General features: G+C 73.2%; 23 protein-coding genes. 16 read left to right on the top strand and 7 right to left on the bottom strand.

The features are described from left to right. The first annotated feature begins 16 nt into the window (after positions 1-16). From ACFYWG_RS30725 to ACFYWG_RS30670, 12 genes are all read left to right on the top strand, one after another. Positions 17-1,090: a helix-turn-helix transcriptional regulator gene (locus ACFYWG_RS30725; protein ID WP_376332578.1), complete on the top strand. Its 1,074-nt coding sequence runs from the start codon at positions 17-19 to the stop codon at positions 1,088-1,090. Positions 1,091-1,231: 141 nt separating this feature from the next. Beyond that, a complete protein-coding gene (locus ACFYWG_RS30720) occupies positions 1,232-1,525 on the top strand; it encodes a hypothetical protein (RefSeq protein WP_383504769.1) in 294 nt (97 codons plus the stop codon). Between the two features lie 45 nt (positions 1,526-1,570). Further along, positions 1,571-1,765: a hypothetical protein gene (locus tag ACFYWG_RS30715; RefSeq protein WP_333934558.1), complete on the top strand. Its 195-nt coding sequence runs from the start codon at positions 1,571-1,573 to the stop codon at positions 1,763-1,765. Between the two features lie 296 nt (positions 1,766-2,061). Continuing rightward, positions 2,062-2,343, top strand: a complete 282-nt coding sequence (tatA, locus tag ACFYWG_RS30710; RefSeq protein WP_333934557.1) for a Sec-independent protein translocase subunit TatA — start codon at positions 2,062-2,064, stop codon at positions 2,341-2,343. Between the two features lie 47 nt (positions 2,344-2,390). Beyond that, positions 2,391-3,350, top strand: a complete 960-nt coding sequence (gene tatC / locus ACFYWG_RS30705; protein ID WP_385417267.1) for a twin-arginine translocase subunit TatC — start codon at positions 2,391-2,393, stop codon at positions 3,348-3,350. Between the two features lie 30 nt (positions 3,351-3,380). Then, on the top strand, positions 3,381-4,271 hold the full coding sequence (locus tag ACFYWG_RS30700) for a diacylglycerol kinase (RefSeq protein ID WP_383504773.1): 891 nt from the start codon (positions 3,381-3,383) through the stop codon (positions 4,269-4,271). A 40-nt stretch (positions 4,272-4,311) separates the two neighbouring features. Next, the gene (locus ACFYWG_RS30695; RefSeq protein ID WP_383504776.1) at positions 4,312-7,161 is read left to right on the top strand and encodes a DEAD/DEAH box helicase; all 2,850 of its coding nucleotides are present in this window, start codon (positions 4,312-4,314) and stop codon (positions 7,159-7,161) included. 351 nt (positions 7,162-7,512) lie between these two features. Further along, positions 7,513-9,156 carry an ATP-binding protein gene (locus ACFYWG_RS30690; RefSeq protein WP_383504779.1) on the top strand — a complete coding sequence of 548 codons (1,644 nt, stop codon included), beginning with the start codon at positions 7,513-7,515 and terminating at the stop codon, positions 9,154-9,156. Continuing rightward, entirely contained in the window at positions 9,153-9,560 is a 408-nt protein-coding gene (locus ACFYWG_RS30685) for a roadblock/LC7 domain-containing protein (protein ID WP_059419444.1), read from the top strand. Before ACFYWG_RS30690 ends, ACFYWG_RS30685 begins: the two co-directional genes overlap by 4 nt. Next, a complete protein-coding gene (locus tag ACFYWG_RS30680) occupies positions 9,557-9,955 on the top strand; it encodes a DUF742 domain-containing protein (protein WP_376332587.1) in 399 nt (132 codons plus the stop codon). The genes ACFYWG_RS30685 and ACFYWG_RS30680 overlap by 4 nt, the downstream gene beginning before the upstream one ends. Continuing rightward, entirely contained in the window at positions 9,936-10,556 is a 621-nt protein-coding gene (locus ACFYWG_RS30675) for an ATP/GTP-binding protein (RefSeq protein WP_376332588.1), read from the top strand. The genes ACFYWG_RS30680 and ACFYWG_RS30675 overlap by 20 nt, the downstream gene beginning before the upstream one ends. A 62-nt stretch (positions 10,557-10,618) precedes the next feature. Then, positions 10,619-12,229: a cytochrome P450 gene (locus tag ACFYWG_RS30670; RefSeq protein WP_383504787.1), complete on the top strand. Its 1,611-nt coding sequence runs from the start codon at positions 10,619-10,621 to the stop codon at positions 12,227-12,229. Here ACFYWG_RS30670 and ACFYWG_RS30665 read toward each other — a convergent pair. From ACFYWG_RS30665 to ACFYWG_RS30655, 3 genes are all read right to left on the bottom strand, one after another. After that, positions 12,223-13,209: an RluA family pseudouridine synthase gene (locus tag ACFYWG_RS30665; RefSeq protein ID WP_383504790.1), complete on the bottom strand. Its 987-nt coding sequence runs from the start codon at positions 13,207-13,209 to the stop codon at positions 12,223-12,225. The genes ACFYWG_RS30670 and ACFYWG_RS30665 overlap by 7 nt on opposite strands. Before the next feature lie 165 nt (positions 13,210-13,374). Then, positions 13,375-14,217 carry a siderophore-interacting protein gene (locus tag ACFYWG_RS30660; protein ID WP_389204276.1) on the bottom strand — a complete coding sequence of 281 codons (843 nt, stop codon included), beginning with the start codon at positions 14,215-14,217 and terminating at the stop codon, positions 13,375-13,377. A 124-nt stretch (positions 14,218-14,341) separates the two neighbouring features. Beyond that, on the bottom strand, positions 14,342-15,271 hold the full coding sequence (locus tag ACFYWG_RS30655; protein ID WP_383504818.1) for a 5'-3' exonuclease H3TH domain-containing protein: 930 nt from the start codon (positions 15,269-15,271) through the stop codon (positions 14,342-14,344). 501 nt (positions 15,272-15,772) lie between these two features. Here ACFYWG_RS30655 and ACFYWG_RS30650 point away from each other — a divergent pair. Beyond that, positions 15,773-16,342: a helix-turn-helix domain-containing protein gene (locus ACFYWG_RS30650; protein ID WP_376332594.1), complete on the top strand. Its 570-nt coding sequence runs from the start codon at positions 15,773-15,775 to the stop codon at positions 16,340-16,342. Then, a complete protein-coding gene (locus tag ACFYWG_RS30645; protein WP_389204275.1) occupies positions 16,339-17,058 on the top strand; it encodes a helical backbone metal receptor in 720 nt (239 codons plus the stop codon). The genes ACFYWG_RS30650 and ACFYWG_RS30645 overlap by 4 nt, the downstream gene beginning before the upstream one ends. On the opposite strand, the gene ACFYWG_RS30640 is transcribed toward ACFYWG_RS30645, so the two are convergent. After that, positions 16,970-18,121: a TDT family transporter gene (locus ACFYWG_RS30640; protein WP_389204274.1), complete on the bottom strand. Its 1,152-nt coding sequence runs from the start codon at positions 18,119-18,121 to the stop codon at positions 16,970-16,972. The genes ACFYWG_RS30645 and ACFYWG_RS30640 overlap by 89 nt on opposite strands. 70 nt (positions 18,122-18,191) lie before the next feature. Here ACFYWG_RS30640 and ACFYWG_RS30635 point away from each other — a divergent pair, with 70 nt between their 5' ends. Continuing rightward, positions 18,192-19,121 carry a LysR family transcriptional regulator gene (locus tag ACFYWG_RS30635; RefSeq protein WP_383504803.1) on the top strand — a complete coding sequence of 310 codons (930 nt, stop codon included), beginning with the start codon at positions 18,192-18,194 and terminating at the stop codon, positions 19,119-19,121. 10 nt (positions 19,122-19,131) lie between these two features. Here the strand turns inward: ACFYWG_RS30635 and ACFYWG_RS30630 are convergent, their stop codons facing one another. The 3 genes from ACFYWG_RS30630 to ACFYWG_RS30620 all read right to left on the bottom strand — a co-directional run bounded on the left by ACFYWG_RS30630 (position 19,132) and on the right by ACFYWG_RS30620 (position 22,202). After that, on the bottom strand, positions 19,132-19,821 hold the full coding sequence (locus ACFYWG_RS30630; RefSeq protein WP_389204343.1) for a gamma-glutamyl-gamma-aminobutyrate hydrolase family protein: 690 nt from the start codon (positions 19,819-19,821) through the stop codon (positions 19,132-19,134). 22 nt (positions 19,822-19,843) lie between these two features. Next, entirely contained in the window at positions 19,844-21,286 is a 1,443-nt protein-coding gene (eat, locus tag ACFYWG_RS30625; protein ID WP_389204273.1) for an ethanolamine permease, read from the bottom strand. 178 nt (positions 21,287-21,464) lie between these two features. Further along, complete coding sequence (locus ACFYWG_RS30620) at positions 21,465-22,202, bottom strand: FadR/GntR family transcriptional regulator (RefSeq protein WP_376332602.1); 738 nt, start codon at positions 22,200-22,202, stop codon at positions 21,465-21,467. A gap of 84 nt (positions 22,203-22,286) precedes the next feature. On the opposite strand from ACFYWG_RS30620, the gene ACFYWG_RS30615 reads away from it, so the two are divergent. Beyond that, positions 22,287-23,651 (top strand): glutamine synthetase family protein, encoded by a 1,365-nt coding sequence (locus tag ACFYWG_RS30615; RefSeq protein WP_389204272.1) that lies wholly within the window; start codon positions 22,287-22,289, stop codon positions 23,649-23,651. Positions 23,652-23,655: the final 4 nt, after the last annotated feature.

Here is a 23,655-nt window from a genome sequence, read left to right as displayed (position 1 = left end):
GGAGCGGAGCAAGACAGTGGCAGGCAAACCGGTCAGGCCCGTGAACGCCATCGACCAGACCCGGCGGATGCTCTCGCTGGTGACGTATCTGCGCGAGCGCCCGGGGGCGCGCGTGGAGGACGTGGCCCGCGCCTTCGGCATCACCGAGGACGAACTGGTCTCCGATCTCGACGTGCTGCCCATGTGCGGCACCAGCTTCCGCGGTGGCGACCTGCTCGACATCGACACCGACGGCGAGCGCATCTGGTGGCACAACCCCGCCGCCCTCGCCGCGGAGGCGGCCGAGCCGCTCAGGCTGGCCGCCGACGAGGCCACCGCGCTCCTCGTCGCCGCCAGGGCCGTGGCCACGCTGCCCGGACTGCGCGAGAGCGACCGGCAGGCGCTGCTGCGGGCGACGGCCAAGGTGGAGACCGCGGCCGGCGAGGCGGCGGGCGCCAGCTCGCGGCTGTCGGTGACCTTCGAGTCCGAGGGCGGCGTCTTCGCCGACGTCGACCGGGCGATCGCCGAGCGCCGCCGGCTGTGGATCCGCTACTACTCGCCCGCCCGGGACGAGGTCACCGAGCGGGAGATCGACCCGATCCGGCTGGTCAGCGTCGGGCACACCTACGTCGAGGCGTGGTGCCGCCGCTCCGAGGCGCGCCGCACCTTCCGGCTCGACCGGGTCGCCGAGATCAAGATCCTCGACGAGCCCTCGGCCCCGCCGGAGATCGAGCTGCGGGATCTGTCGGAGGCCCTGGTGCAGCCGGCGGCGGAGGACCCGGAGGTCGTGATCGAGGTCGGTCCCGGCGGCCGCTGGGTCGCCGAGTACTACCCGCACGACAGCGCGGATGAGCTTCCGGACGGCGGGCTGCGTATCACTCTGCGGACCCCCGACCCGGCGTCGCTGAGACGGCTGGCGCTGCGGCTGGGGCGGGACGGCCGGATCGTGTCCCCGCCGGAGCTCGCCGGGAGCGCCCGGCAGGCCGCCGGGGAGGCGCTCGCGGCGTACGACGGGATCGAGGCGGCCGAGGCCGCCGGTACGCGGTCCGCCGCGCCGCAGCCTCACGCGGTGCACGCGGTCGCGGACGTGCCGGAGGGCGCGGGCGAGTGAACCGGGCGTGCCCGCGGTGCCGGTGATCCGGCCGGGCCGCCCCGGGCGCACCGGGATCCCGGTGGTCCCGCGGGGCCGGCCGGGCGCACCGGACGCGGCACCCCGCAGGCGGCGAGGGACCCGAGGAAGAGGAGCGAGTCTGTGAGCGAGTCGGTGACGTCCTCAGCGACGGGCATGACGGTGGAGTCGGCCTTCGCCGGGATGACAAGCGTGGCGCCGGTGGTCTTCCGGGCCGGCTGCCCGGACTGCCGGGAGCGTTTCGAGCTCGCCGCCGGTGCCCTGCGCCTGGCCATCGGCGCCTCCAGCCGCACCACCTTCTACTCCTTCACCTGCCCGCAGTGCGGCTCCTCGGTCCGCAAGCCCGCGGGGGAGCGGATCGTCGAACTGCTCACCGGCGGCGGGGTGCGCACCCTGCGGCTGCACTCCGCGCTCTGACGGGCCGGGGCGTCCCGCCTCTCGGGACCGTCTAGGCTCGACGTCATGTTCTGGCCGATGTTCGCGGTAGCCGTGGGGTTCGTGGGTCTTGCCGTGCTGGCGGTGTTCGCCGTGCGGGTCTTCGTCGCCGCGCAGGCCCTGGGCCGGCAGGTCACGGAGTCGGCGCGCCGGATCAACCGGGCCGCGGAGGATCTGGAGCGGGCGGCGGAGAGCGCGGCCCGGTCCGCCGACGCCCTGTGAACCGCCCGGTCCCGCGGAGCGCTTCGGGCGGTTTCGCCCCGTGAACCGTCCGGTCCCGCGGAGTGCTTTGGGCCGGTTCGCCCTGTCACCGGGCGGGCCGGGGCAGGTACGCTGCTGATCGTGGTCCGGTTAACGAGGCGCGGGCCGCGGACGGGAGTACGCACAGGGGACGCAGAGGGATTGCCTCACGTTCACCCCCGAGCGTTACGATCGCTGTCGACACGATCGTTCGGACGTGTGTCCGACCGGTCGGACAGCACCCCACCACAGCCGCCTCGGTGAGAAGGTAAAGACTTATGTTCGGAAGGCTCGGAGCCCCCGAGATCATTCTCATCCTCGTCGTCATCATCCTGCTGTTCGGCGCGAAGAAGCTTCCGGACATGGCTCGGTCGCTGGGCAAGTCCGCCCGGATCCTCAAGAGCGAGGCCAAGGCGATGAAGGACGAGAACAAGTCGTCCACCACCCCGGCCGGCCCGCCGAACACCGACGAGCCCTCGCAGCGCACCATCCAGGCGGCTCCCGGCGACGTGACCAGCTCGCGCCCGGTCAACGAGCCCACGGACACGACGAAGCGCTGACGCAGGGCCGGTGACCTCCGGCCCGCCGCACGAGATGGGAACGTGGGTTGCTGAAGTCTGCCCGCAAGCAGGAGAAGGATCCCGAGGGGCGCATGCCCCTCGCGGAGCACCTCCGCGAGCTCCGCAACCGGCTCGTGAAGAGCCTGCTGGCGATCCTGGTCACGACAGTGGTCGCCGCCTTCTTCTACAAGGACATCATCCAGTTCTTCACCGATCCCATCCTCGATGCGGTGGGATGCCGGTACAGCTTCGCCGAACTGGCGAAGGGTACCGAGGAAACCCAGTGCGCGCGGATCGTGCAGAACGGTCTGCTGAGCCCGTTCACGCTCGCGCTCACGGTCTCGCTGTCCGCCGGTGTGGCCCTCGCGGCGCCGGTCTGGCTGTACCAGCTCTGGGCCTTCGTGGCCCCGGGCCTGCACCGGCACGAGAAGAAGTACTCGCTGGCCTTCGTGGCCGCGGGCTTCCCCTTGTTCCTCACAGGGGCGTACTTCGCCTACTGGTCGCTGCCCAAGATGGCGTCCGTGATGCTCGAGTTCTCGATCATCGGCAGCGACAACCAGCTCCCTCTCGATGATCTGCTGCAACTGGTGATGCGGATGATCATCGTCTTCGGGCTCTCCTTCGAGCTGCCGCTGCTGCTGGTCATGCTGAACTTCGGAGGGGTCCTCTCCGGCAAGAAGATGGCGGGATGGTGGCGGGGCATGATCCTCGGCATCACCCTGTTCGCCGCGATCGCCACGCCCAGCACCGACCCGATCTCCATGCTCGCACTGGCAGGCCCGATCTGGGTCCTGTACTTCGGAGCGAGCGCGATCGCCCTGGCGAACGACAGGCGGCGTGCCCGCCGCGACGCCCTCGGCCCCGCCGACGACGAGGCCTCCGTGCTGGATCTCACGCCCGAGGACATCGGGGAGATCGAGCCCGTGACCACCAGCCGTGCGGCCCTACCCGAGCAGGCGGGCGCGGAGCGGGCGGACCGGGTCAACGGTTATGACGACGTGACCTGAGGATCACCGCACACCTCGTAGGGTCACTCCGTGACCGGCGAGATCACCCTCTTCGTCAACCCCACCGCGGGCCGCGGCCGGGGCGCCCGCGCGGCGCAGCCGGCCGCTTCGGCGTTGCGGGCGGCCGGCTTCTCCGTGCGCACGGTGCTCGGGGAGGACGCCGCGGACGCCCTGGCCCGCGCGCGGGCAGCTGTGGCGGGCGGCACCGGGGCGCTGGTCGCGGTCGGCGGCGACGGCATGGCGAACCTGGCGCTGCGCGCCGTCGCCGGCACCCGCACCCCGCTCGGGCTGGTCGCCGTCGGCACCGGCAACGACTTTGCCCGCGCGCTCGGCATGCCCGTACGGGAACCGGCCGCCGCGGGCCGCATGATCGCCGACGCGCTCAAGGGCGGCCGGATCCGCGACATCGACCTCGGGCAGGTCGGGGACCGCTGGTTCGGCACGGTCCTCGCCTCCGGCTTCGACTCCCGCGTCAACGACCGCGGCAACCGCATGCGGTGGCCGGCGGGCCGCCTCAGGTACGACCTGGCGACGATCGCCGAACTGGCTGGCCTGCGGCCGGTTCCCTACCGGATCCGGCTCGACGGCGGCGAGACCCGGGAGGTCGAGGCGACCCTGGTGGCGGTCGGCAACGGTCCCTCCTACGGCGGCGGCATGCGCATCTGTCCCGGCGCCGACCTCACCGACGGGCTGTTCGACATCACCGTGATCGGGCACTGCAGCCGCCGGACGCTGCTGCGCGTCTTCCCGGGCGTGTACCGCGGGACCCACGTCGGGCACCCGGCGGTCACCGTGCTGCGCGCGGCCCGGGTGGAGATCGCCGCCGACGGCGTCACCGGCCACGCCGACGGCGAGTCCCTCGGCGCCCTGCCGCTGAGCGCGCGCTGCGTCCCCGGGGGAGTCCGGGTCGTCGGCCCCTGAGCTGCGCCGATCCCGGGTTTGGGACAACCGGATCCGGATAATGATCGTCCTGTTGTCAGTGCGGCCCGGTACGCTCGAAAGCACGATGACAGAGGACCTCTCACCGGCCGAGCGGTACGCGGCAGCCCGCAAGCGCGCTGCCGAGCAGGCCACCGCGCTCGCCTCCTTCCGCGAGATGTACGACTTCGGCCTCGACCCCTTCCAGATCGAGGCCTGCCAGGCGCTCGAGGCGGGGAAGGGCGTGCTGGTCGCCGCGCCCACCGGCTCCGGCAAGACGATCGTCGGCGAGTTCGCCGTCCACCTCGCCCTCGGGCAGGGCAGGAAGTGCTTCTACACGACACCCATCAAGGCGCTGTCGAACCAGAAGTACGCCGACCTGTGCCGTCGCTACGGCGCGGACAAGGTCGGCCTGCTCACCGGCGACAACAGCGTCAACTCCGACGCCCCGGTGGTCGTGATGACCACCGAGGTGCTGCGGAACATGCTGTACGCCGGTTCCCAGACGCTCCTGGGCCTCGGCTACGTGGTCATGGACGAGGTGCACTACCTCTCCGACCGGTTCCGCGGGGCCGTGTGGGAAGAGGTGATCATCCACCTCCCCGAGTCCGTCACCCTGGTCTCGCTGTCGGCGACCGTGTCGAACGCCGAGGAGTTCGGCGACTGGCTCGACACGGTCCGCGGCGACACCGAGGTGATCGTCTCCGAGCACCGGCCCGTGCCGCTGTTCCAGCACGTGCTGGCCGGGCGGCGGATGTACGACCTGTTCGAGGAGGGCGAGGGCCGCAAGAGGGCCGTCAACCCCGACCTGACCCGCATGGCCCGCATGGAGGCGAGCCGGCCGTCCTACCAGGACCGCAGGCGCGGCCGGTCCATGCGCGAGGCCGACCGCGAGCGCGAGCGCCGGCAGCGCTCCCGGATCTGGACGCCGAGCCGGCCCGAGGTCATCGAGCGGCTCGACGCCGAAGGGCTGCTGCCCGCCATCACCTTCATCTTCAGCCGCGCCGCCTGCGAGGCCGCCGTCCAGCAGTGCCTGTACGCGGGCCTGCGGCTCAACGACGAGGAGGCGCGCCACAAGGTCCGCTCCCTGGTCGAGGAGCGCACGGCGTCCATCCCGCGCGAGGACCTGCACGTCCTCGGCTACTACGAGTGGCTGGAGGGCCTGGAGCGCGGCATCGCCGCCCACCACGCGGGCATGCTGCCGACCTTCAAGGAGGTCGTCGAGGAGCTGTTCGTGCGCGGGCTGGTCAAGGCCGTCTTCGCGACCGAGACCCTCGCGCTCGGCATCAACATGCCCGCCCGCTCGGTGGTGCTGGAGAAGCTCGTCAAGTGGAACGGCGAGCAGCACGCCGACATCACCCCGGGCGAGTTCACCCAGCTGACGGGCCGGGCCGGGCGGCGCGGCATCGACGTCGAGGGCCACGCCGTGGTGCTCTGGCAGCGCGGCATGAACCCCGAGCACCTCGCGGGCCTGGCCGGCACGCGCACGTACCCGCTGCGCTCCAGCTTCAAGCCGTCGTACAACATGGCGGTCAACCTGGTCGAGCAGTTCGGGCGGCACCGCTCGCGGGAGCTGCTGGAGACGTCCTTCGCGCAGTTCCAGGCGGACAAGTCGGTCGTCGGCATCTCCCGCCAGGTCCAGCGCAACGAGGAGGGCCTGGAGGGCTACAAGGCCTCCATGACCTGCCACCTCGGCGACTTCGAGGAGTACGCGCGACTGCGCCGCGAGCTGAAGGACCGGGAGAACGAGCTGGCCCGCCAGGGCGCCGTCCAGCGGCGCGCGGAGGCCGCGGTGGCGCTGGAGAAGCTCAAGCCCGGTGACGTCATCCACGTGCCCACCGGCAAGTACGCGGGCCTGGCCCTGGTGCTGGACCCGGGGCTGCCCGCGGGGCGGTCGAACGGCCATCGCGGCTTCGAGCACCACGACGGTCCGCGCCCCCTGGTGCTGACCGCGGAGCGGCAGGTCAAGCGGCTGGCGGCGATCGACTTCCCGGTGCCGGTCGAGCCGCTGGAGCGCATGCGCATCCCGAAGTCGTTCAACCCCCGCTCCCCGCAGTCCCGCCGGGACCTCGCCTCCGCGCTGCGCACCAAGGCGGGGCACATCCCGCCCGACCGGCACCGCAAGCGGCGCTCCCAAGCGGCCGACGACCGCGAGATCACCCGGCTGCGGACGGCCCTGCGGGCCCACCCCTGCCACGGGTGCAGCGATCGCGAGGACCACGCCCGCTGGGCGGAGCGCTACCACCGGCTGCTGCGGGACACCTCGCAGCTGGAGCGGCGGATCGAGGGCCGGACGAACACGATCGCGCGGACCTTCGACCGGATCGTCGCGCTGCTGACGGAGCTGGACTACCTGCGCGGTGACGAGGTCACCGAGCACGGCAAGCGCCTGGCCCGGCTGTACGGCGAACTGGACCTGCTCGCCAGCGAGTGCCTGCGCGCGGGTGTCTGGGAGGGCCTCGGCCCCGCCGAACTGGCCGGATGCGTCTCGGCGCTGGTGTACGAGGCGCGCGTCGGTGACGACGCGATGGCGCCGAAGCTGCCGACGGGCAAGGCCAAGACCGCGCTGGGCGAGATGGTGCGGATCTGGGGCCGGCTGGACGCGCTGGAGGAGGAGTTCCGGATCAGCCAGACCGAAGGGGTCGGGCAGCGCGAGCCGGACCTCGGGTTCGCCTGGCCCGCCTATATGTGGGCCTCCGGCAAGGGACTCGACGAGGTGCTGCGCGAGGCGGAGATGCCGGCGGGCGACTTCGTGCGGTGGTGCAAGCAGGTCATCGACGTGCTGGGCCAGATCGCGGCGGCGGCGCCGGAGGGCTCCTCCGTCGTGAAGAACTCGCGGAAGGCCGTGGATCTGCTGCTGCGGGGCGTGGTCGCCTACTCGTCCGTGGGCTGATCGCCCGCCCCACCGCGAGGTCACGCCCGACGGCCCGACCGCCGTCGTGGGGAAGCCCGTTCACCCCCTGCGGTGAACGGGCTTTCGTACGCCTGTGCGCCGTCACGCACTGCGTTCGAACAGTGTCGCAGCGTGCAAAGGAGGGAGCCTACTATCCCTTCGCAACCGGTTTCCGGCAGTTGCTGAATATGACACGGCGATGATCCGGTCGGACTAAGCTCGCCCGCAGCGCCCCGCCTTGAGGTGAATTCGGGCGCTTGTTCCCTTAAGCGCAGAAGATCCCGACCGTTCCATGACCTACCCCCCTGCACGTCTCCGCGAACCTCAGTCGACCCCTGTCAGAAGGCCCACATGGTGAGTGTCCAGTCCCCTCCCGGTCGCCGTGAACTGCCCGCCGCGCGCGTCCTGTTGCTGCCCGCCATAGTGATGGCCGCGGCGACCGGGGCCGCCGTCGCCCTGGTGACGGCACCGGCCCGGCTCGCCGTCGGCTGGTGCGGCGGCATCGCCACCGTCCTGGTCGTCGCCACCGCGGCCGAGGCGGTACGCCGCGGCCGTGCGCTGCGCAGCCGGCAGGCCGAGCACACCCGGCGCACCGCGTACCTCGAACAGCGGGTCGCCGCCCTGGAGAACGAACTGATCCGGTTCTCCCGCGAGATCGTCCCGGCCGCGCTCGACCTGCTGCGCACCGGAGAGTCGCCCCGGGAGGTGATCCGCAAGCTCGGCGTCGCCGACCCCGCCTACCGCGACCTGCCCGCGGACCAGGTCGAGACGCTGCTGACGGTGCTGCGGATCGTGGACCGCGAAGTGACCATGCGGGACGCCGCCGCACGCTCCTTCGTCAGTGTCGCCCGCCGGGTGCAGGCGATCATCCACCAGCAGGCCGCGGAACTGCGGGAGATGGAGGAGGACCACGGCCGCAACCCCGAGGTCTTCGACGACCTGCTGCGCATCGACCACGGCAACGCCCTGATCGGCCGCCTGGCGGACTCCGTCTCCGTCCTCGGCGGCGGCCGCCCCGGACGGCAGTGGCCCGAGCCCGTGTCGCTCTACAGCACCCTGCGCGGCGCCATGTCCCGCATCCTGGAGTACCGGCGCATCCAGCTGTCGTCGATCGCCAAGGTCAGCGTCAAGGGCATCTACGTCGAGCCGGTCATCCACGCCGCCGCCGAGCTCCTCGACAACGCCACCCGCTACTCGCCGCCGCAGACCAAGGTGCACGTCACCGCGACCGAGGTGCAGACCGGCGTCTGCATCGAGATCGAGGACGGCGGAGTCAACCTCAACGAGGAGGCCCGGGCCCGGATCGAAGGGCTGCTGGAGGCCGCCAAGGCGGGCGTCGACCTGCAGGACATCGGGGAGCATCCGCGGCTGGGCCTCGCGGTCGTCGGCCGTCTGTGCACCGCGTACAACATGCAGGTCTCGCTGCGCGCCTCCGCCTACGGCGGCGTGCGCGCCATCCTCATCGTGCCGAGCGAGATGATCACCCACGAGCCCGGTGTCGGCCTCGCCCACGGCATCGGCGCCACCGGCATCCCCATGACCGTCGGCATCCCCGAGGGCCCGAAGCGGACGCCCAAGAAGCGGCGCCCCACGAGCCCGAAGATCCCCGCCACCGTCTCCCTGGAGGACGACGACGTCCCCGAGGTCACCGAGTGGACGGCCAACGGCCTGCCGCAGCGCCGCAGTCGCGTGAAGATGCCGCTCGCCGAACGCCTGGCCCAGCAGGCCGCCTACGAGCAGGCCGACCGGGAGGCCGAGGAGCGCGGCGAGTACAACCCCTGGGCCACGATCCAGGAGCCCGAGCAGAAGCCGCTGCGGGACATGAGCGCGCCCGACGCCCCCGGCAAGGGCCTGGAGGCCTTCTGGGAGGGACTCAAGCAGGGCATCGAACCCGGCACCCACCCGACCGACTTCATTCGCAATCCGACCAAGTACCTGCACCTGATCAACGATCCGGCCCCCACCGAGGCCGATGACGAGGGGGACCTCAAGTGATCCAGCAGCGAGGCAACTTCGACTGGATGCTCAAGCAGCTCGCCGACGGCGTGCCGGGCATCGAGATGATCGTGGTGCTCTCGGCCGACGGACTGCGCATCGCCCGCTACGGGGGAGAGCCCGACGCCGCCGACCGGGTCGCCGCGGCCTGCGCCGGCCTGCAGTCCCTCGCGGGCAGCATCTGCCAGGAACTCTCCGTCGGCGACGGGGAGATGAAGCTGGTCATGATCGAGATCGACCGCGGCTACTTCTACCTGATGAACGCCGGCGCCAACGCCTTCCTCGCGGTGCTCTCCGACGTCCGGTGCGAACCCGGCCGGATGAGCGCGATGATGCGCGACCTGGTCGTCCGGATCGGCGGGCACCTCACCAGTCCGCCCCGGCGGAACGGGCAGATCGTATGACCCCTCCGCAACGCCAGAGGCGCGACACCGGGCCGGAGTCGCCCCCGCCTGGGCAGGGCGAGGGCAAGGTCCGCAACCCCGAGCGGATGTACGTGGTGGCCGGACCGGACGGCGAACGGGTCGAACTCGACCTCGTGACGCTGATCGTGGCCCGCGCCGCGGACCCGCCGCCCTCCGCCTCCCCCGAGCAGGCGGCGCTCGTCCGGCTGTGCGCCGCCCCCCTGTCCGTGGCCGAGCTGTCGGCCTACCTCCACCTGCCGTTCAGCGCGATGGGCACGCTGCTCACCGAGTTGCTGACGGCGGAACTGGTGCAGGCGCGCGCCCCGATCGTCCGCAAGGCGCGCTCCGACCGTTCCCTCCTCGAAGCGGTGATGCATGGACTTCAACGGCTCTGACACCATCCCGGGCCCCCGGGCCGAGGACCAGCTGCCCCAGACGGCACAGGCCGCGGCCAAGATCGTGATCGTGGGCGGCTTCGGCGTCGGAAAGACCACCATGGTCGGCTCGGTCAGCGAGATCACCCCGCTGACCACCGAGGAGACCATGACCCAGGCCGGCATCGGCGTCGACGACAACTTCGGCTCCGCGTCCAAGACGGCCACCACCGTCGCCATGGACTTCGGCCGCATCAGCATCACCGAGCAGCTCGTGCTGTACCTCTTCGGCACGCCCGGCCAGCAGCGCTTCTGGTTCCTGTGGAACGGCCTGTTCGAGGGCGCGCTCGGCGCCGTCGTCCTGGTCGACACCCGCCGCCTGGAGGTCAGCTTCGACGTCATGGGGCGCCTGGAGGACCGCGGCGTGCCGTTCGTGGTCGCCGTCAACTCCTTCCCCGACGCGCCGCGTTACGCCCTCGAGGAGCTGCGCACCGCCCTCGACCTCACACCGGACATCCCGATCGTGGAGTGCGACGCGCGGCGGCGGGCCTCCAGCCGGGACGTCCTGATGACCCTCATGCGGTTCCTGCACTCGCTGGCCATGACGGGCGCGCGCGCCTGATCCGCGGCGACCGCGCCGCCCCTTCCCTCCCGTGACACCTGGAAAGCTCCGGAGCGACCACTGTGACGCCTGAATCCCACGCCCCGACCGGTACGGACGCCCCCCGGCTCGGCCCGCCCCCCGGCTGCCCCGCGCACGGCCTCGGGCCCGGGGGACTGCACCGGCTGCACGAGGCGGAGGACCTGGGAGCGCTGTACGAGCAACTGCGGGAGCAGCACGGTCCCGTGGCGCCCGTCCTGCTCCACGACGACGTGCCGATGTGGATCGTGCTGGGCCACGCGGAGAACCTGCACATGGTGCGCTCGCCCTCGCACTACTGCCGGGACAGCCGGATCTGGACCCCGCTGCGGGAGGGCCTGGTCAAGCCGGACCACCCGCTGATGCCGCACATCGCCTGGCAGCCCATCGCCTCGCACGCCGAGGGCGACGAGCACAAGCGGCTGCGCGGCGCCGTCATGGGCGCCATCTCCACCATCGACTTCCGCAGCCTGCGCCGGTACATCAACCGGAGCACCCAGGCCATCGTCAACCGCTTCTGCGAGGTGGGCGAGGCGGACCTCGTGGGGCAGTTCACCGAGCACCTGCCGATGGCGGTGATGTGCGAGATCCTCGGCATGCCCGAGGAGTACAGCGACCGCCTCGTCGAGGCCGCCCGCGACGCGCTCAAGGGCACCGAGACCGCGATCGCCAGCCACTCCTTCGTGATGGACGCCCTCAGCCGGCTCACCACCCGGCGCCGCGTCCGCCCGGAGGAGGACCTCGCCAGCTACCTGATCACCCACCCCGCCCGGCTGAGCGACGACGAGGTCCGCGAACACCTGCGCCTGGTGCTGTTCGCGGCCTACGAGGCCACCACGAACCTGCTGTCGAACGTGCTGCTCACGGTGCTGATCGACCCGCGGTTCAGGGCGCAGCTCAACGGCGGCCAGATGACGGTGCCGGAGGCGGTGGAGCAGTCCCTGTGGAACGAGCCGCCCTTCAGCACGGTCTTCGCCTACTTCGCCAAGCAGGAGACCGAACTGGGCGGGCAGCGCATCCGCCGCGGGGACGGCCTGCTCTTCGCGCCGCTCCCGGCGAACGTGGACCCCCGGGTGCGGCCGGACCTGAAGGCCAGCATGCAGGGCAACCGGTCCCACCTGGCCTTCGGCGGCGGCCCGCACGAGTGCCCGGGCCAGGACATCGGCCGCTCCATCGCCGACGTCGGGGTGGACGCCCTGCTGATGCGGCTGCCGGACGTCGAACTCGACTGCGACGAGGAGGATCTGCGCTGGACGGCGTCCATCGCCTCCCGGCACCTGGTGGACCTGCCGGTGACGTTCTCGCCGAAGCCGCCGCAGGACGTGTCCGAGCAGCCCCACCACAAGCCGGTCCCCGCGCAGCGCTCCGACTGGCAGATCGGCACCGTGCAGCCCCAGGCCCAGCCCCAGCCGCAGGCCCGGGCCCAGTCGCCGGGACACCCCGCACCGGCCGCGGGCGCGCAGCCCGCACCGGGCGCGGCACAGCCCGCCCCGGCGACCGACGCACACCCCGCCCCGGCGACCGCCGCACCGCTGCCGCAGCCGGTCCCGGCGCAGCCCCACCCGTTTCCGGCCCCGCCGGTGCCCTCGGCCGGGCGGCCGGCCGGCCGCAAGGGCGTCTGGCAGCGGTTCCTCAGCTGGTGGCGCGGTTACTGATCGTCCGCCGGGCCGCCGTACGTCCCGGCGGCCCACCGGTCGTACGACGTCCAGGCGGCCAGCGTCCGGGCGCTGCGGAACCGGTGCTCCCGGCCCGTGACGGGATCGGTGAACTCCAGCGCCCTGGCCAGGAGCTGGAGGGGGCGCCGGAAGTCGCCCGGCGGGGCCGGGGCGGCGATCTCGGGATAGAGCGGGTCGCCGAGGATCGGCACGCCCAGCGCGCTCATGTGCACCCGCAGCTGGTGGGTCTGCCCGGTCCGCGGCAGCAGCCGGTACCGGGCGAGCCCGCCGGGCCCGTCCGGGTGCCGCCGCAGCAGTTCCACCTCACTGACCGCGTTGGGCTCCCCGGGCACCTCCCGGGCGGTGAGGGTCCCGCGCTCCTTCACGATCCGGCTGCGCACGGTCCGGGGCAGGACGAGCGCGGGGTCGTACGGGGCGACGGCCTCGTACTCCTTGCGGACCAGCCGGTCGCGGAACAGGGTCTGGTAGGCGCCGCGCTCCTCGGGGCGCACCGTGAACAGCACGAGTCCGGCGGTGAGCCGGTCCAGGCGGTGCGCGGCGGTGAGCGCGGGGAGGTCCAGTTCCCGGCGCAGCCGCGCCAGCGCGGTCTCGGCGACGTGACCGCCGCGCGGGGTGGTGGCCAGGAAGTGCGGCTTGTCCACGACGACGATGTGCTCGTCCCGGTGCACCAGCCGCAGCGGGAACGGCACCGGCACCTCGTCGGGCAGCTCCCGGTGGAACCAGACGAACGACCCGGGCGCGTAGGGCGCGTCCGGGTCGACCGGGCGGCCGTCGGCCGTCACGATCAGCCCCGCCCGGAGCATCCCGTCGACGACACCGTCCCCCGCCCCGCTGAGGCGCTCGACCAGGTGGTCGCGCACGGTGGGCCAGGGGCCGGACAGGGGCAGCCGCACGCGCACCGCGTCCACGCCGTGGCGCTGCGGCAGGGGCGAGGGCGGGATGCGGGTCTTGCGTCTCATCGCCGTCAGCGTACGAGCCCCGGCGAGGAGACGGGACACCGCTCCGGTTCGCCGCCGGCGGCGTACGGGCCCGGGCAGCGAGCACACGGGCGGGCGTACGGGCCCGGGCGAGAACACGGGCGGGGGCCCGGTGCGGCGAAGGCGCCGGGCACGGCGGGGCGCCCGTCAGGCCGCCGGGGCGTTCTCCTGCTCCGCCTCGATCCGGGCGTTCCACTCCCGCTTGGAGGCCTGCCAGCCGTCCTCGTTGTGCCCGAGGCGCCAGTAGCCGGAGATCGAGAGGTCGTCACGCGGGACACCGCGCTCGACGCGGAGCAGCTTGCGCAGCTCCTTGACGAAGTGCGCCTCGCCGTGCACGAAGGCGTGCACGCGCCCTTCGGGGAAGTCCAGGTTCCGCACGGCCTCGACCAGCGCCTCGCCCCGGGGCCGGTCGCCGCGGTGCAGCCAGACGACCTCCACGTCGGAGTCGATCTTCTGCTCCTCCTCGCGGCCGGAGATCTCCACGAAGGCGTGGGCCCGGGCCCCCGGCGGCAGGGACTCCAGGGCGCGGGCGATCGCCGGGAGGGCGCTCTCGTCACCGACGAGCAGGTGCCAGTCGGCGGCGGGGTCGGGCGCGTACGCCCCGCCGGGGCCCATGAACCGCACGGTCTCGCCCGGCCGGACGCGCACGGCCCAGGGGCCGGCCAGGCCCTCGTCGCCGTGGATGACGAAGTCGAGCGTCAGCTCGCGGTGCTCGGCGTCCCAGTGGCGCACCGTGTACGTCCGGGTCACGGGCCACTGGTCGCGGGGGAGTTCCTCACGGACGCGCTGGAGGTCGAAGGGCTCCGGATAGGTCACGCCCCGCGGCGGGAACAGCAGCTTCACATAGTGGTCGGTGCAGGTGTCCGCCGAGAAGTCGGCGAGGCCCTCGCCGCCGAGCACCACGCGCTGCATGTGCGGGGTCAGCCGCTCGGTGCGGACGACCTGCGCGGAGTGCGTCCTGCGCGGCTGGCGTCCCGGTCGCTCTGCCATGAGGACCTCCCTGTCTCGCATGGTTAGGGTTACCTAAGTTAGCACCCCGACCGCCGTGCGCACCTCTCGACTCGAAGGTTCCCGCGGGAGTGTCCGCCCCGGGAGGGCCGCCGAGTCCCGCCCGTCACGCCGAGAGCGTCGCCAGGAGCCGCTCCAGCGATCCGCCCAGACCCCAGCGGGCCGCCAGGGCCTCGAGTGCCGCCGGGTCGCGGGGGCCGCGCGGCAACGCCGTGTCCACCTCGGGCAGCGGCACGTCGTCCGCCACCCTCACCACCTTCGGCGCGACCGCCAGATACGGACGCGCCTCGTCCAGCCGCCTGCGCTGGGTCGGTGTCAGCTTCGACCTCCGGTCCTCCACCGCCGCCATGATCCCGGCCAGGTCGCCGTACTCGGCCAGCAGCTTGGCGGCCGTCTTCTCGCCGACGCCCGGCACGCCCGGCAGCCCGTCGCTGGGGTCGCCGCGCAGCAGGGCCAGGTCCGCGTACCCCTTCCCGTCCACCCCATACTTCGCACGCAGCGCGGCCTCGTCGGTGAGCTGGAGCGTGCCCACGCCCTTCAGTGGGTACAGCACGCGCACCCCGCGCGCGTCGTCCACCAGCTGGTACAGGTCGCGGTCGCCCGTGACGATGTCGACCGGGCCCTTCGCGCGTGCGGTGAAGGTGCCGATCACGTCGTCCGCCTCGTACTGCGCGACGCCCACGCGCGCGATGCCCAGCGCGTCCAGCACCGCCTCGATGACCGGCACCTGCGGCGACAGGGTGTCCGGCACCTCCTCCTCGTCCGGGCCGGCCGGGCGCTCCTCGGCGACGCGGTGGGCCTTGTAGGAGGGGATCAGCTCCACGCGCCAGTGCGGCCGCCAGTCGGCGTCCATGCAGGCCACCAGGTGCCCGGGCCGGTGGTCCTTGACCAGGCGGTCGATGAAGTCGAGCAGTCCCCGCACGGCGTTCACGGGCGTGCCGTCCGGTGCCTTGACCGACTCGGGCACCCCGAAGTAGGCGCGGAAGTACAGGGAAGCGGTGTCGAGGAGCATCAGTCGTCCGGTCACGCCTCGCATCATGCCGTACGGCACCGACAGCGAACCGGCACGTCGCCCGCCGGGCAGCGCGTGTGCCCGGCACCGCCGCCCCCGCGCCGCGCATGGGCCGGGCACGTCGCCTGCGGGCAGCCCGGGTGCAGCGGCTGCCGCATCCCCCGGAGATGGTGCACCGGATGACGCCGCAGTAGGGTTCCGGGTGGGACGCGCGACACGCCGCGTCCCACCCACCCCACGATCCCCACCAGCGGGATCCGGACAACCACAGAGCGCTACGCCACCCCCCGAACCCCTTTCTCCTCCCTGTTCCTCCCGTGGGAGGGACCGCCCGCCCCACCGCCCCGGCGGCGGATCCTCTGGCGCGAACCGTCAGGTCGCCCACCGCCCGGTACGACGGCGATGCGACGGACGCGTGATGCGGTCCGCCGAACATGCGTAGGGTGCAGACAGGCCGGCGGAAGGAGTGCGCCGGACCGCCGGGGCACGGGGAGCGGACGACGGGCGAAGGAGGGAGCCGGAGCGATGGGCGACCACAAAGAACAGTCCCTTCGGGTGGGCGCGGCCGTACGCCGGCGGCGCCGCGCCCTGGACCTCACCCTTGCCGTCGTGGCCGAGCGCAGCGGTCTGTCCGTCCCCTTCCTCAGCCAGGTCGAGAACGACCGGGCCCGTCCCAGCCGCAGCTCCCTGGAGAAGGTCGCCGACGCGCTGCGCACGACCGCGGTGGAACTCCTCGCCGCGGCCGACCCGGCGTGCAGCGTGGACGTGGTCCGCGCCGACGGCCCCGAACCGCTGCCCCGGCCCCGCACCCGCTCCCTGGTGCGCGGGCACCACCAGATGCACGCCTCCGAGTTCACCGGCGACCACGACGCGGGCCGCGAATTCCAGTACCGCAACGACCAGTTGATGTACGTCGCCGACGGAGCGGTGGAGATCGAGGCGGAGGGCCGCGCCTACCGCCTGGGCCGGGGCGACACCCTCTACCTCACCGGCGGGGTGCGCCACCGCTGGCGGGCGGCCGAGTCGGACACGCGCGTCATCGTCGTCGCCGTGGCGGAACACATCGAGGCGGTCCGGGACCGGCCGCGCCGGTGAGGGCCGTATCGCTCGTCCCCTCACTGACCGAGGCCGTGGCCCGCACGGCGCCCGGCGTCCTGGTGGGCGTCACCGACTGGTGCAGCCACCCGGCCGCCCTGGACGCCGTCCGCGTCGGCGGCACCAAGAACCCCCGCGTCGAGCTGATCGCCTCCCTGTCACCGGATCTGGTGATCGCCAACGAGGAGGAGAACCGGGCACCCGACCTCCAGGCCCTTCGGGCGGCCGGCGCCGAGGTGCTGGTGACCGAGGTCCGGGACGTGCCGCAGGCCTTCGGGGAACTGGCCCGGGTGCTGGACGCCTGCGGGGTGCGGGCCCGTCCCCGCTGGCTGGACGAGGCCGAGGAGACCTGGGCGGCCCTGCCCGCGCCGGATGACCGGCCGAGGGCGGTCGTGCCGATCTGGCGGCGCCCCTGGATGGTGCTGGGCCGCGACACGTTCGCCGGTGACGTCCTGGCCCGCCTCGGCGTCTCCCCGGTGCACGCCGACCACCCCGACCGCTACCCGCGCGTACCGCTGGAGGAACTGCGCGAGTGCGGCGCCGACCTGGTGGTCCTGCCGGACGAGCCCTACCGCTTCACCGCCGACGACGGCCCCGAGGCGTTCCCGGGCCTGCCCTGCGCGCTGGTCAGCGGACGGCACCTGACGTGGTACGGACCGTCACTGGGCGAGGCGCCGCGGGTGCTCGGCCGGGCCCTGCGAGCAGCGCGCCGCTGAGCAGTCCGCGTACGGTCCCGGCCACGGCGGTGCCCCACGCCGCCACCAGCACCGCGTACAGCACGACCGCCGGGCCCGCGTAGGCCACGAGCCCGGTGTGCCGTGCGAGGGCCTCGGCACCGGTGACGCAGGTGCCCACCGGGAAGGTGAACGACCACCAGGTCATCGAGAACGGCATGCCCCGCCGCCGGGCCCGCCGGACATGGGCGGCCGCCAGGCAGAACCACAGCAGCGCGAACCCCATCACGGGCACCCCGTAGAGCACGGCGAGGACGGCGAGACCCTGGCTGTACGGCTCCGGCACGACCCCGGGGGCGACGTCGGCGAACGCGCCGACGGCGGTGGTGGACTGGCCCAGCGGCCCGAGCACCAGGAACAGCGTCGGGGTCAGAGCGAGGGGCAGCGGCCCGCCGGTGAGCAGCCGGGCGAAGACCAGCGGCAGCATCAGCAGGGTCGCCAGCAGGCTCAGCCCGAACAGGGCGAGGCAGCCGAGCAGCAGCGTCTCGCGGGGCTGCCCGGCCGGCAGGTGCGGCACCAGCCGCGGCCCGACGGCGGCCGACACCATCGGCGCGACCAGCGGCAGCAGCCAGACCGGTGTGGCCTGCCCCGGCTCCGCCCGGTGCCGCGCGGCCATCAGACAGGGGACGGCGACGGCGGCGGCCACGGCGAGGACCGTACCGGCGGTGAACAGCACGGCGTCCAGGGCGACGGCCGCGCGCAGGCCGACGAGGTCCCGGCCCACGCTCAGAGCGCCGGCTCCGACGGCCAGCAGGGCCATGGCGAGACAGCCGTAGAAGGGTGCCGTCGCCGGGTCGAGCAGGTGGGCGCGGGCCTGGTCGCGGTGGTGGGCCCAGTGCGCGGCCCGGGCCCCGAGCAGGACCAGCAGCAGGAGCAGCGACAGGACCCAGACCGCGGTCAGCACGGGCCGCGACCCGGGCACGGAGGACGGCAGTCCGGCACCCGCGGTGGCGACGACGGCGGTGCCCATGACGGTGGCGTACCAGTTGGGTCCGAGGTGCCGGACGGAGAGGCGGGGCGGGAAGGGCCGGGCTGCGGTGACCATGCCTCCACGGTGGCGGCGGGAAAGCCGGGCCACCAGGGAGCGTGCCCCTATGGCGACATAAGCTGGGCTTATGAGCAACGCAGACGGTGGGGCCGGGCCATCGGGGGCCGGGTCCCTGGCGCACCGGGTCCCGGACCTCGGCGCGCTGGAGCTGCTGCTGGCGGTGGCGCGGGTCGGCAGCCTCGGCGGGGCCGCCCGGGAGATGGGCATCACCCAGCCCGCGGCCAGCAGCCGGATCCGCTCGATGGAGCGGCAGCTCGGGGTGGCGCTGGTCGACCGCTCCCCGCGGGGGTCGCGGCTGACCGACGCGGGCGCGCTGGTCACGGACTGGGCGCGGCGCATCGTCGAGGCGGCGGAGGCGTTCGACGTGGGCGCGCAGGCACTGCGCGACCGCCGCGACTCGCGGCTGCGGGTGGCCGCGAGCATGACGATCGCGGAGTACCTGCTGCCGGGCTGGCTGCTGGCGCTGCGGGCGCAGCGGCCGGACACGGCGGTGTCGCTGCACGCGGGCAACTCGACGGTGGTGGCGCAGCGGCTGCTGGCGGACGAGGCGGACCTGGGCTTCGTGGAGGGGCTGAGCGTGCCGACCGGCCTGGACTCGGTGGTCATCGCCCACGACCGGCTGATCGTGGTCACCGCGCCCGGGCACGCCTGGGCCCGGCGGCGCCGGGCGCTGGCGGCGGACGAACTGGCCTCGACGCCGCTGATCCTGCGCGAGAAGGGCTCGGGGACGCGGCAGGTGCTGGACGCCGCGCTGGGCGGCCTGGCCCGGCCCCTGATCGAGCTGTCGTCCACGACGGCGGTCAAGGCGGCGGCGGTGAGCGGGGCCGGGCCGGCGGTGCTCAGCGAACTCGCGGTGGGCGAGGAGCTGGGCATGCGGCGGCTGGTGTCGGTGCCGGTGGAGGGGGTCGCGCTGGCCCGCGACCTGAGGGCGGTGTGGCCCACGGGGCACCGCCCCACGGGCCCGGCCCGGGACCTGCTGTCGCTGACCCGGGGGTGAGCGAGGGCGCTCAGCGCCCGGCCGCCGCCTCCACCAGGGCCCGCATCACCCGTACGTCGTCCCCCATCTCCGGGTGCCACTGCACTCCCAGCACCCAGGGGGCGGACGGCAGTTCCACGGCCTCCACCGTGCCGTCCGCCGCGTACGCCGACGGCACCAGGCCCTCGCCCAGCCGGTCCACGGCCTGGTGGTGGTAGGTCGGGACGAACGTCTCCTCCGGTACGACCCGGCCGTACAGGCTCCCCGGCACCGGTTTGACGGTGTGGCCGCCGAAGACGCCCACGACCTCGGCGTGCCCGTCGATGTGCTGCACCAGCGTCCCGCCCAGCGCGACGTTGAGCAGCTGCATGCCCCGGCAGATCCCCAGCAGCGGAACGCCCGCCGCCAGGGCCGCGTCGATCAGCGCCAGCTCCCAGGCGTCCCGCTCGGGCGCCGGCGGGCCGGTGCGCGGCTCGCGCTGCGCGCCGTAGCGGACCGGCTCCACGTCCGGCCCGCCCGCGACGACCACCCCGTCCAGACGGGCCACGGCTGCCGCGGCCCGCTCCGGGTCGTCCGGCGGCAGCATCGCGGCCAGGCCGCCCGCCCGCTGCACCAGGCGCGGGTAGCCGACCGGCAGCAGCGCGGCCTCCAGCTCCCACACCCCCCAGCGCGCACCGGCCTCCAGGTAGGTGCTGACCCCGATCAACGGCCTGCTCACCAGAACTCCCTCATCACTCGGCGGTTCAGTCCCGGGCCAACTCTGCCTCGGCCGCCGCCAGCGCCGCGAACTCCTCCTCCGGTGCCTGCGCCACCAGCCGCTTGCGGCTGTACAGACCGAAGTACGCGACCGCCACGGCGTACACCACCAGCGCGATGAACGCCGCCGTGACGTCCACCAGGAACGTGGCCACCAGCGCCGCGCAGGCCAGCACCAGCGCGACCGCGGAGGTCAGCACCCCGCCCGGCGTGCGGTACGGCCGCGGCAGCTCCGGCTCGCGGCGGCGCAGCACGATGTGGGACAGGGACATCAGCGCGTAGGAGATGGTCGCGCCGAAGACGGCCACGTTCAGCATCCGGGCCCCGTCGCCCGTCACGGCCGCCAGCAGGAAACCGATCGTGCCGGGCACCAGCAGGCCGAGGTAGGGGGCTTTGCGGCGGCTGGTCAGGGACAGGAAGCGCGGCAGGTAGCCCGCGCGGGACAGGGCGAACAGCTGGCGCGAGCCCGCGTAGATCAGGGAGAAGAAGGAGGCCACCAGACCGGCCAGGCCCGCGTAGTTGACGATCCGGCTGAGGGTCGTCGCCTCGCCGTCCGGCTGGAGCGCCTCCACCAGCGGGTTGCCCGCCTCCTGCACGGCCGCCGAGCCGCGCGCACCGGCCGCGGCGACGAACGTGACCACCGCGAGCACCACCAGGATGCCCATCGACCAGCGGATCGCCTTCGGCAGCGTGCGGGCCGGCTCCTTGGTCTCCTCGGCGGCCAGCGGCACCCCCTCGACGCCCAGGAAGAACCACATGCCGAAGGGGAACGCCGCCCAGATGCCGAGCAGCCCGAACGGCAGCCAGGAACTCGACCCCGCGGCGGAGGGGTCGGCCGGGATGTCGTCCAGCGAGCCGACGGAGAAATCGGGCAGGGCGGCCACCGCGAACACGATCAGGGCGGCCACCGCGATGCCGGTGACCACGAAGCTGAAGCGCAGCGCCTCGCCCACGCCCCACAGGTGGATGCCGAGGAAGACCACGAAGCAGACCAGGTACACCGGCCAGCCGGACTCCAGCCCGAACAGGCCCAGCGACTCGACGTAGTCGCCGATGAAGATGACGATGGCGGCGGGCGCGAGCACGTACTCGATGAGGATCGCCGTACCGGTCAGGAAGCCGCCCCAGGGGCCCAGCGCCCGGCGGGCGAAGCCGTAGCCGCCGCCCGCCGTCGGCAGGATCGAGGACAGCTCGGCGAGGGCGAAGACCATGCAGGCGTACATGGTGCCCATGAGCACCATGGCGACGGCGAGTCCGCCGAAGCCGCCCTCGGCCAGGCCGAAGTTCCAGCCCGAGTAGTCGCCGGAGACCACGTAGGCGACGCCGAGGCCGGTCAGCAGCACCCAGCCGGCGCTGCCCCGGCGCAGCGCTCTGCGTTCCAGATAGTCGTCGCCCTCCGGGGCGGGTGTCGGAGCGGATTCCTGGGACATGGGCTGTCTCCCCACGGGAGGTGACCAGCACGGGCGGTGACGGACCCGGGCCGGCGGTCACGGGCGGACGGGCTGCGGCTCAATGGAATGAGGCCATACCTTTGCGGTGCCGCCCGGGGGAAGGCAAGACCCGTGCGTTAATCGCCCGTAAATCCTCGCGGCGCCCGCACGCCCCGGCTCAGCCCAGGAAGCCCCTCAGCAGCGCCGCCGTGCCCCCGCAGTGTTCGCGCATGATCTCCCGCGCCTGGTCGGCGTCGCCCTCGATCACGGCCTCCACCAGCGCCGTGTGCTGGCGCTGCGAGTGCTCCAGGTTGCGCACCAGCAGCGGGATGCAGTCCAGCAGGTCGTTGACCTGCGCGCGCACGGCCGCGTACTGGGCGGTGAGGGTGGGCGAGCCGGACAGCTCGGCCAGGGTCAGGTGCAGCAGCGTGTCCCGGCGCCGGTAGTCCGCCAGCGGCGCGTCGTGCGTGCGGGCCAGGGCCTCCCGCAGCCGCCCGCCCTGCTCGCCGGTCAGTCCGTGCCCCGCGCACAGCCCCGCCGCGCCCACCTCCAGCACCTCGCGGAAGCGCAGCACGTCCTCCAGGTCGACCTCGGCGATCCGGCGCCGCAGCTCGTCCTCGCCCCCCGCGTCCGTGCGCGGCAGCACGAACGTGCCGCCGTAGCGGCCGCGCCGCGACTCGACCAGGCCCTGGTCCTGGAGGACCTTCAGCACCTCCCGCAGCGTCACCCGGCTGATCCCGAGGCGCTCGGCCAGCTCCCGCTCGGCCGGCAGCCGCTCCCCGCCCGGCACCAGGCCCAGCCGCACCACCTGGAGGATCTGCTCCAGGGCCTCCTCGAAGCCGTTGCCCGCGCGGACCGGCCGCAGTACCGGCGTCAGCCCGTCCCGCACCCCGGCGCCGCCGTCTTCCTCCGGCATGTGGCCGTACCCCCTTCCCAAGCAATGGTTCTCCGCAATACCTTATGGCTCCCGGCGGACCCAAGGAGCCAAGGAGGCCCTCCCGTGGCAGACCGCACACCCCCGCTGAGCGTCGAGGAGCTGCACGCCCTCGTCGCGGGCGGTGAGATCGACACTGTCGTCCTGGCCTTCCCCGACATGCAAGGCCGGCTCCAGGGCAAGCGGTTCGCCGCCCGCTTCTTCCTCGACGAGGTCCTGCGAACCGGCACCGAGGGCTGCAACTACCTGCTCGCCGTCGACACCGAGATGAACACCGTCGACGGCTACGCGATGTCCTCCTGGGAGAGCGGCTACGGCGACTTCGCCATGGTGCCCGACGTCGCCACCCTGCGCCGCGTCCCCTGGAACGCGGGCACGGCCATGCTCCACGCCGACCTCGCCTGGCACGACGGCTCACCCGTCGTCGCCGCCCCCCGCCAGATCCTGCGCCGCCAGCTGGAGCACCTGGCCGACCTGGGCTACACCGCCCAGGTCGGCACCGAGCTGGAGTTCATCGTCTTCAAGGACACCTACGAACAGGCCTGGGACGCCGGCTACAAGGGCCTCACCCCGGCCAACCAGTACAACATCGACTACTCGGTGCTCGGCACCGGCCGCATCGAGCCCCTGCTGCGCCGCATCCGCAACGAGATGGCGGGCGCCGGCCTCACCGTCGAGTCCGCCAAGGGCGAGTGCAACCCCGGCCAGCACGAGATCGCCTTCCGCTACGACGAGGCCCTGGTCACCTGCGACCAGCACACCGTCTACAAGACCGGCGCCAAGGAGATCGCCGCCCAGGAGGGCATGTCGATCACCTTCATGGCCAAGTACAACGAGCGCGAGGGCAACTCCTGCCACATCCACCTCTCGCTCGCCGACGCCGACGGCGGCAACGCCATGGCCGGGGACGGCGAGGACGGCATGTCGGACGTCATGCGCCACTTCCTCGCCGGCCAGCTCGCCGCCCTGCGCGAGTTCTCCCTGCTCTACGCCCCCAACATCAACTCCTACAAGCGCTTCCAGCCCGGCTCCTTCGCCCCGACCGCCGTCGCCTGGGGCCACGACAACCGCACCTGCGCCCTGCGCGTCGTCGGCCACGGCCGCTCCCTGCGCTTCGAGAACCGCCTGCCCGGCGGCGACGTCAACCCCTACCTCGCCGTCGCCGGACTGGTCGCGGCCGGACTGCACGGCATCGAGCACAAGCTCGACCTGCCCGATGCCTGCTCCGGCAACGCCTACGCCGCCGGCCTCGACCACGTGCCCACCACCCTGCGCGAGGCCGCCGAGCTGTGGGAGAACAGCACCGTCGCCCGGGCCGCCTTCGGCGACGAGGTCGTCGACCACTACCGCAACATGGCGCGTGTCGAGCTGGACGCCTTCGACGCCGCGGTGACCGACTGGGAGCTGCGCCGCTCCTTCGAACGCCTGTGAGGCC

The sequence above is a fragment of the Streptomyces sp. NPDC003456 genome (assembly GCF_042878735.1).
Classification (GTDB): domain Bacteria; phylum Actinomycetota; class Actinomycetes; order Streptomycetales; family Streptomycetaceae; genus Streptomyces.
This window is presented reverse-complemented; position numbering and strand designations above follow the sequence as displayed.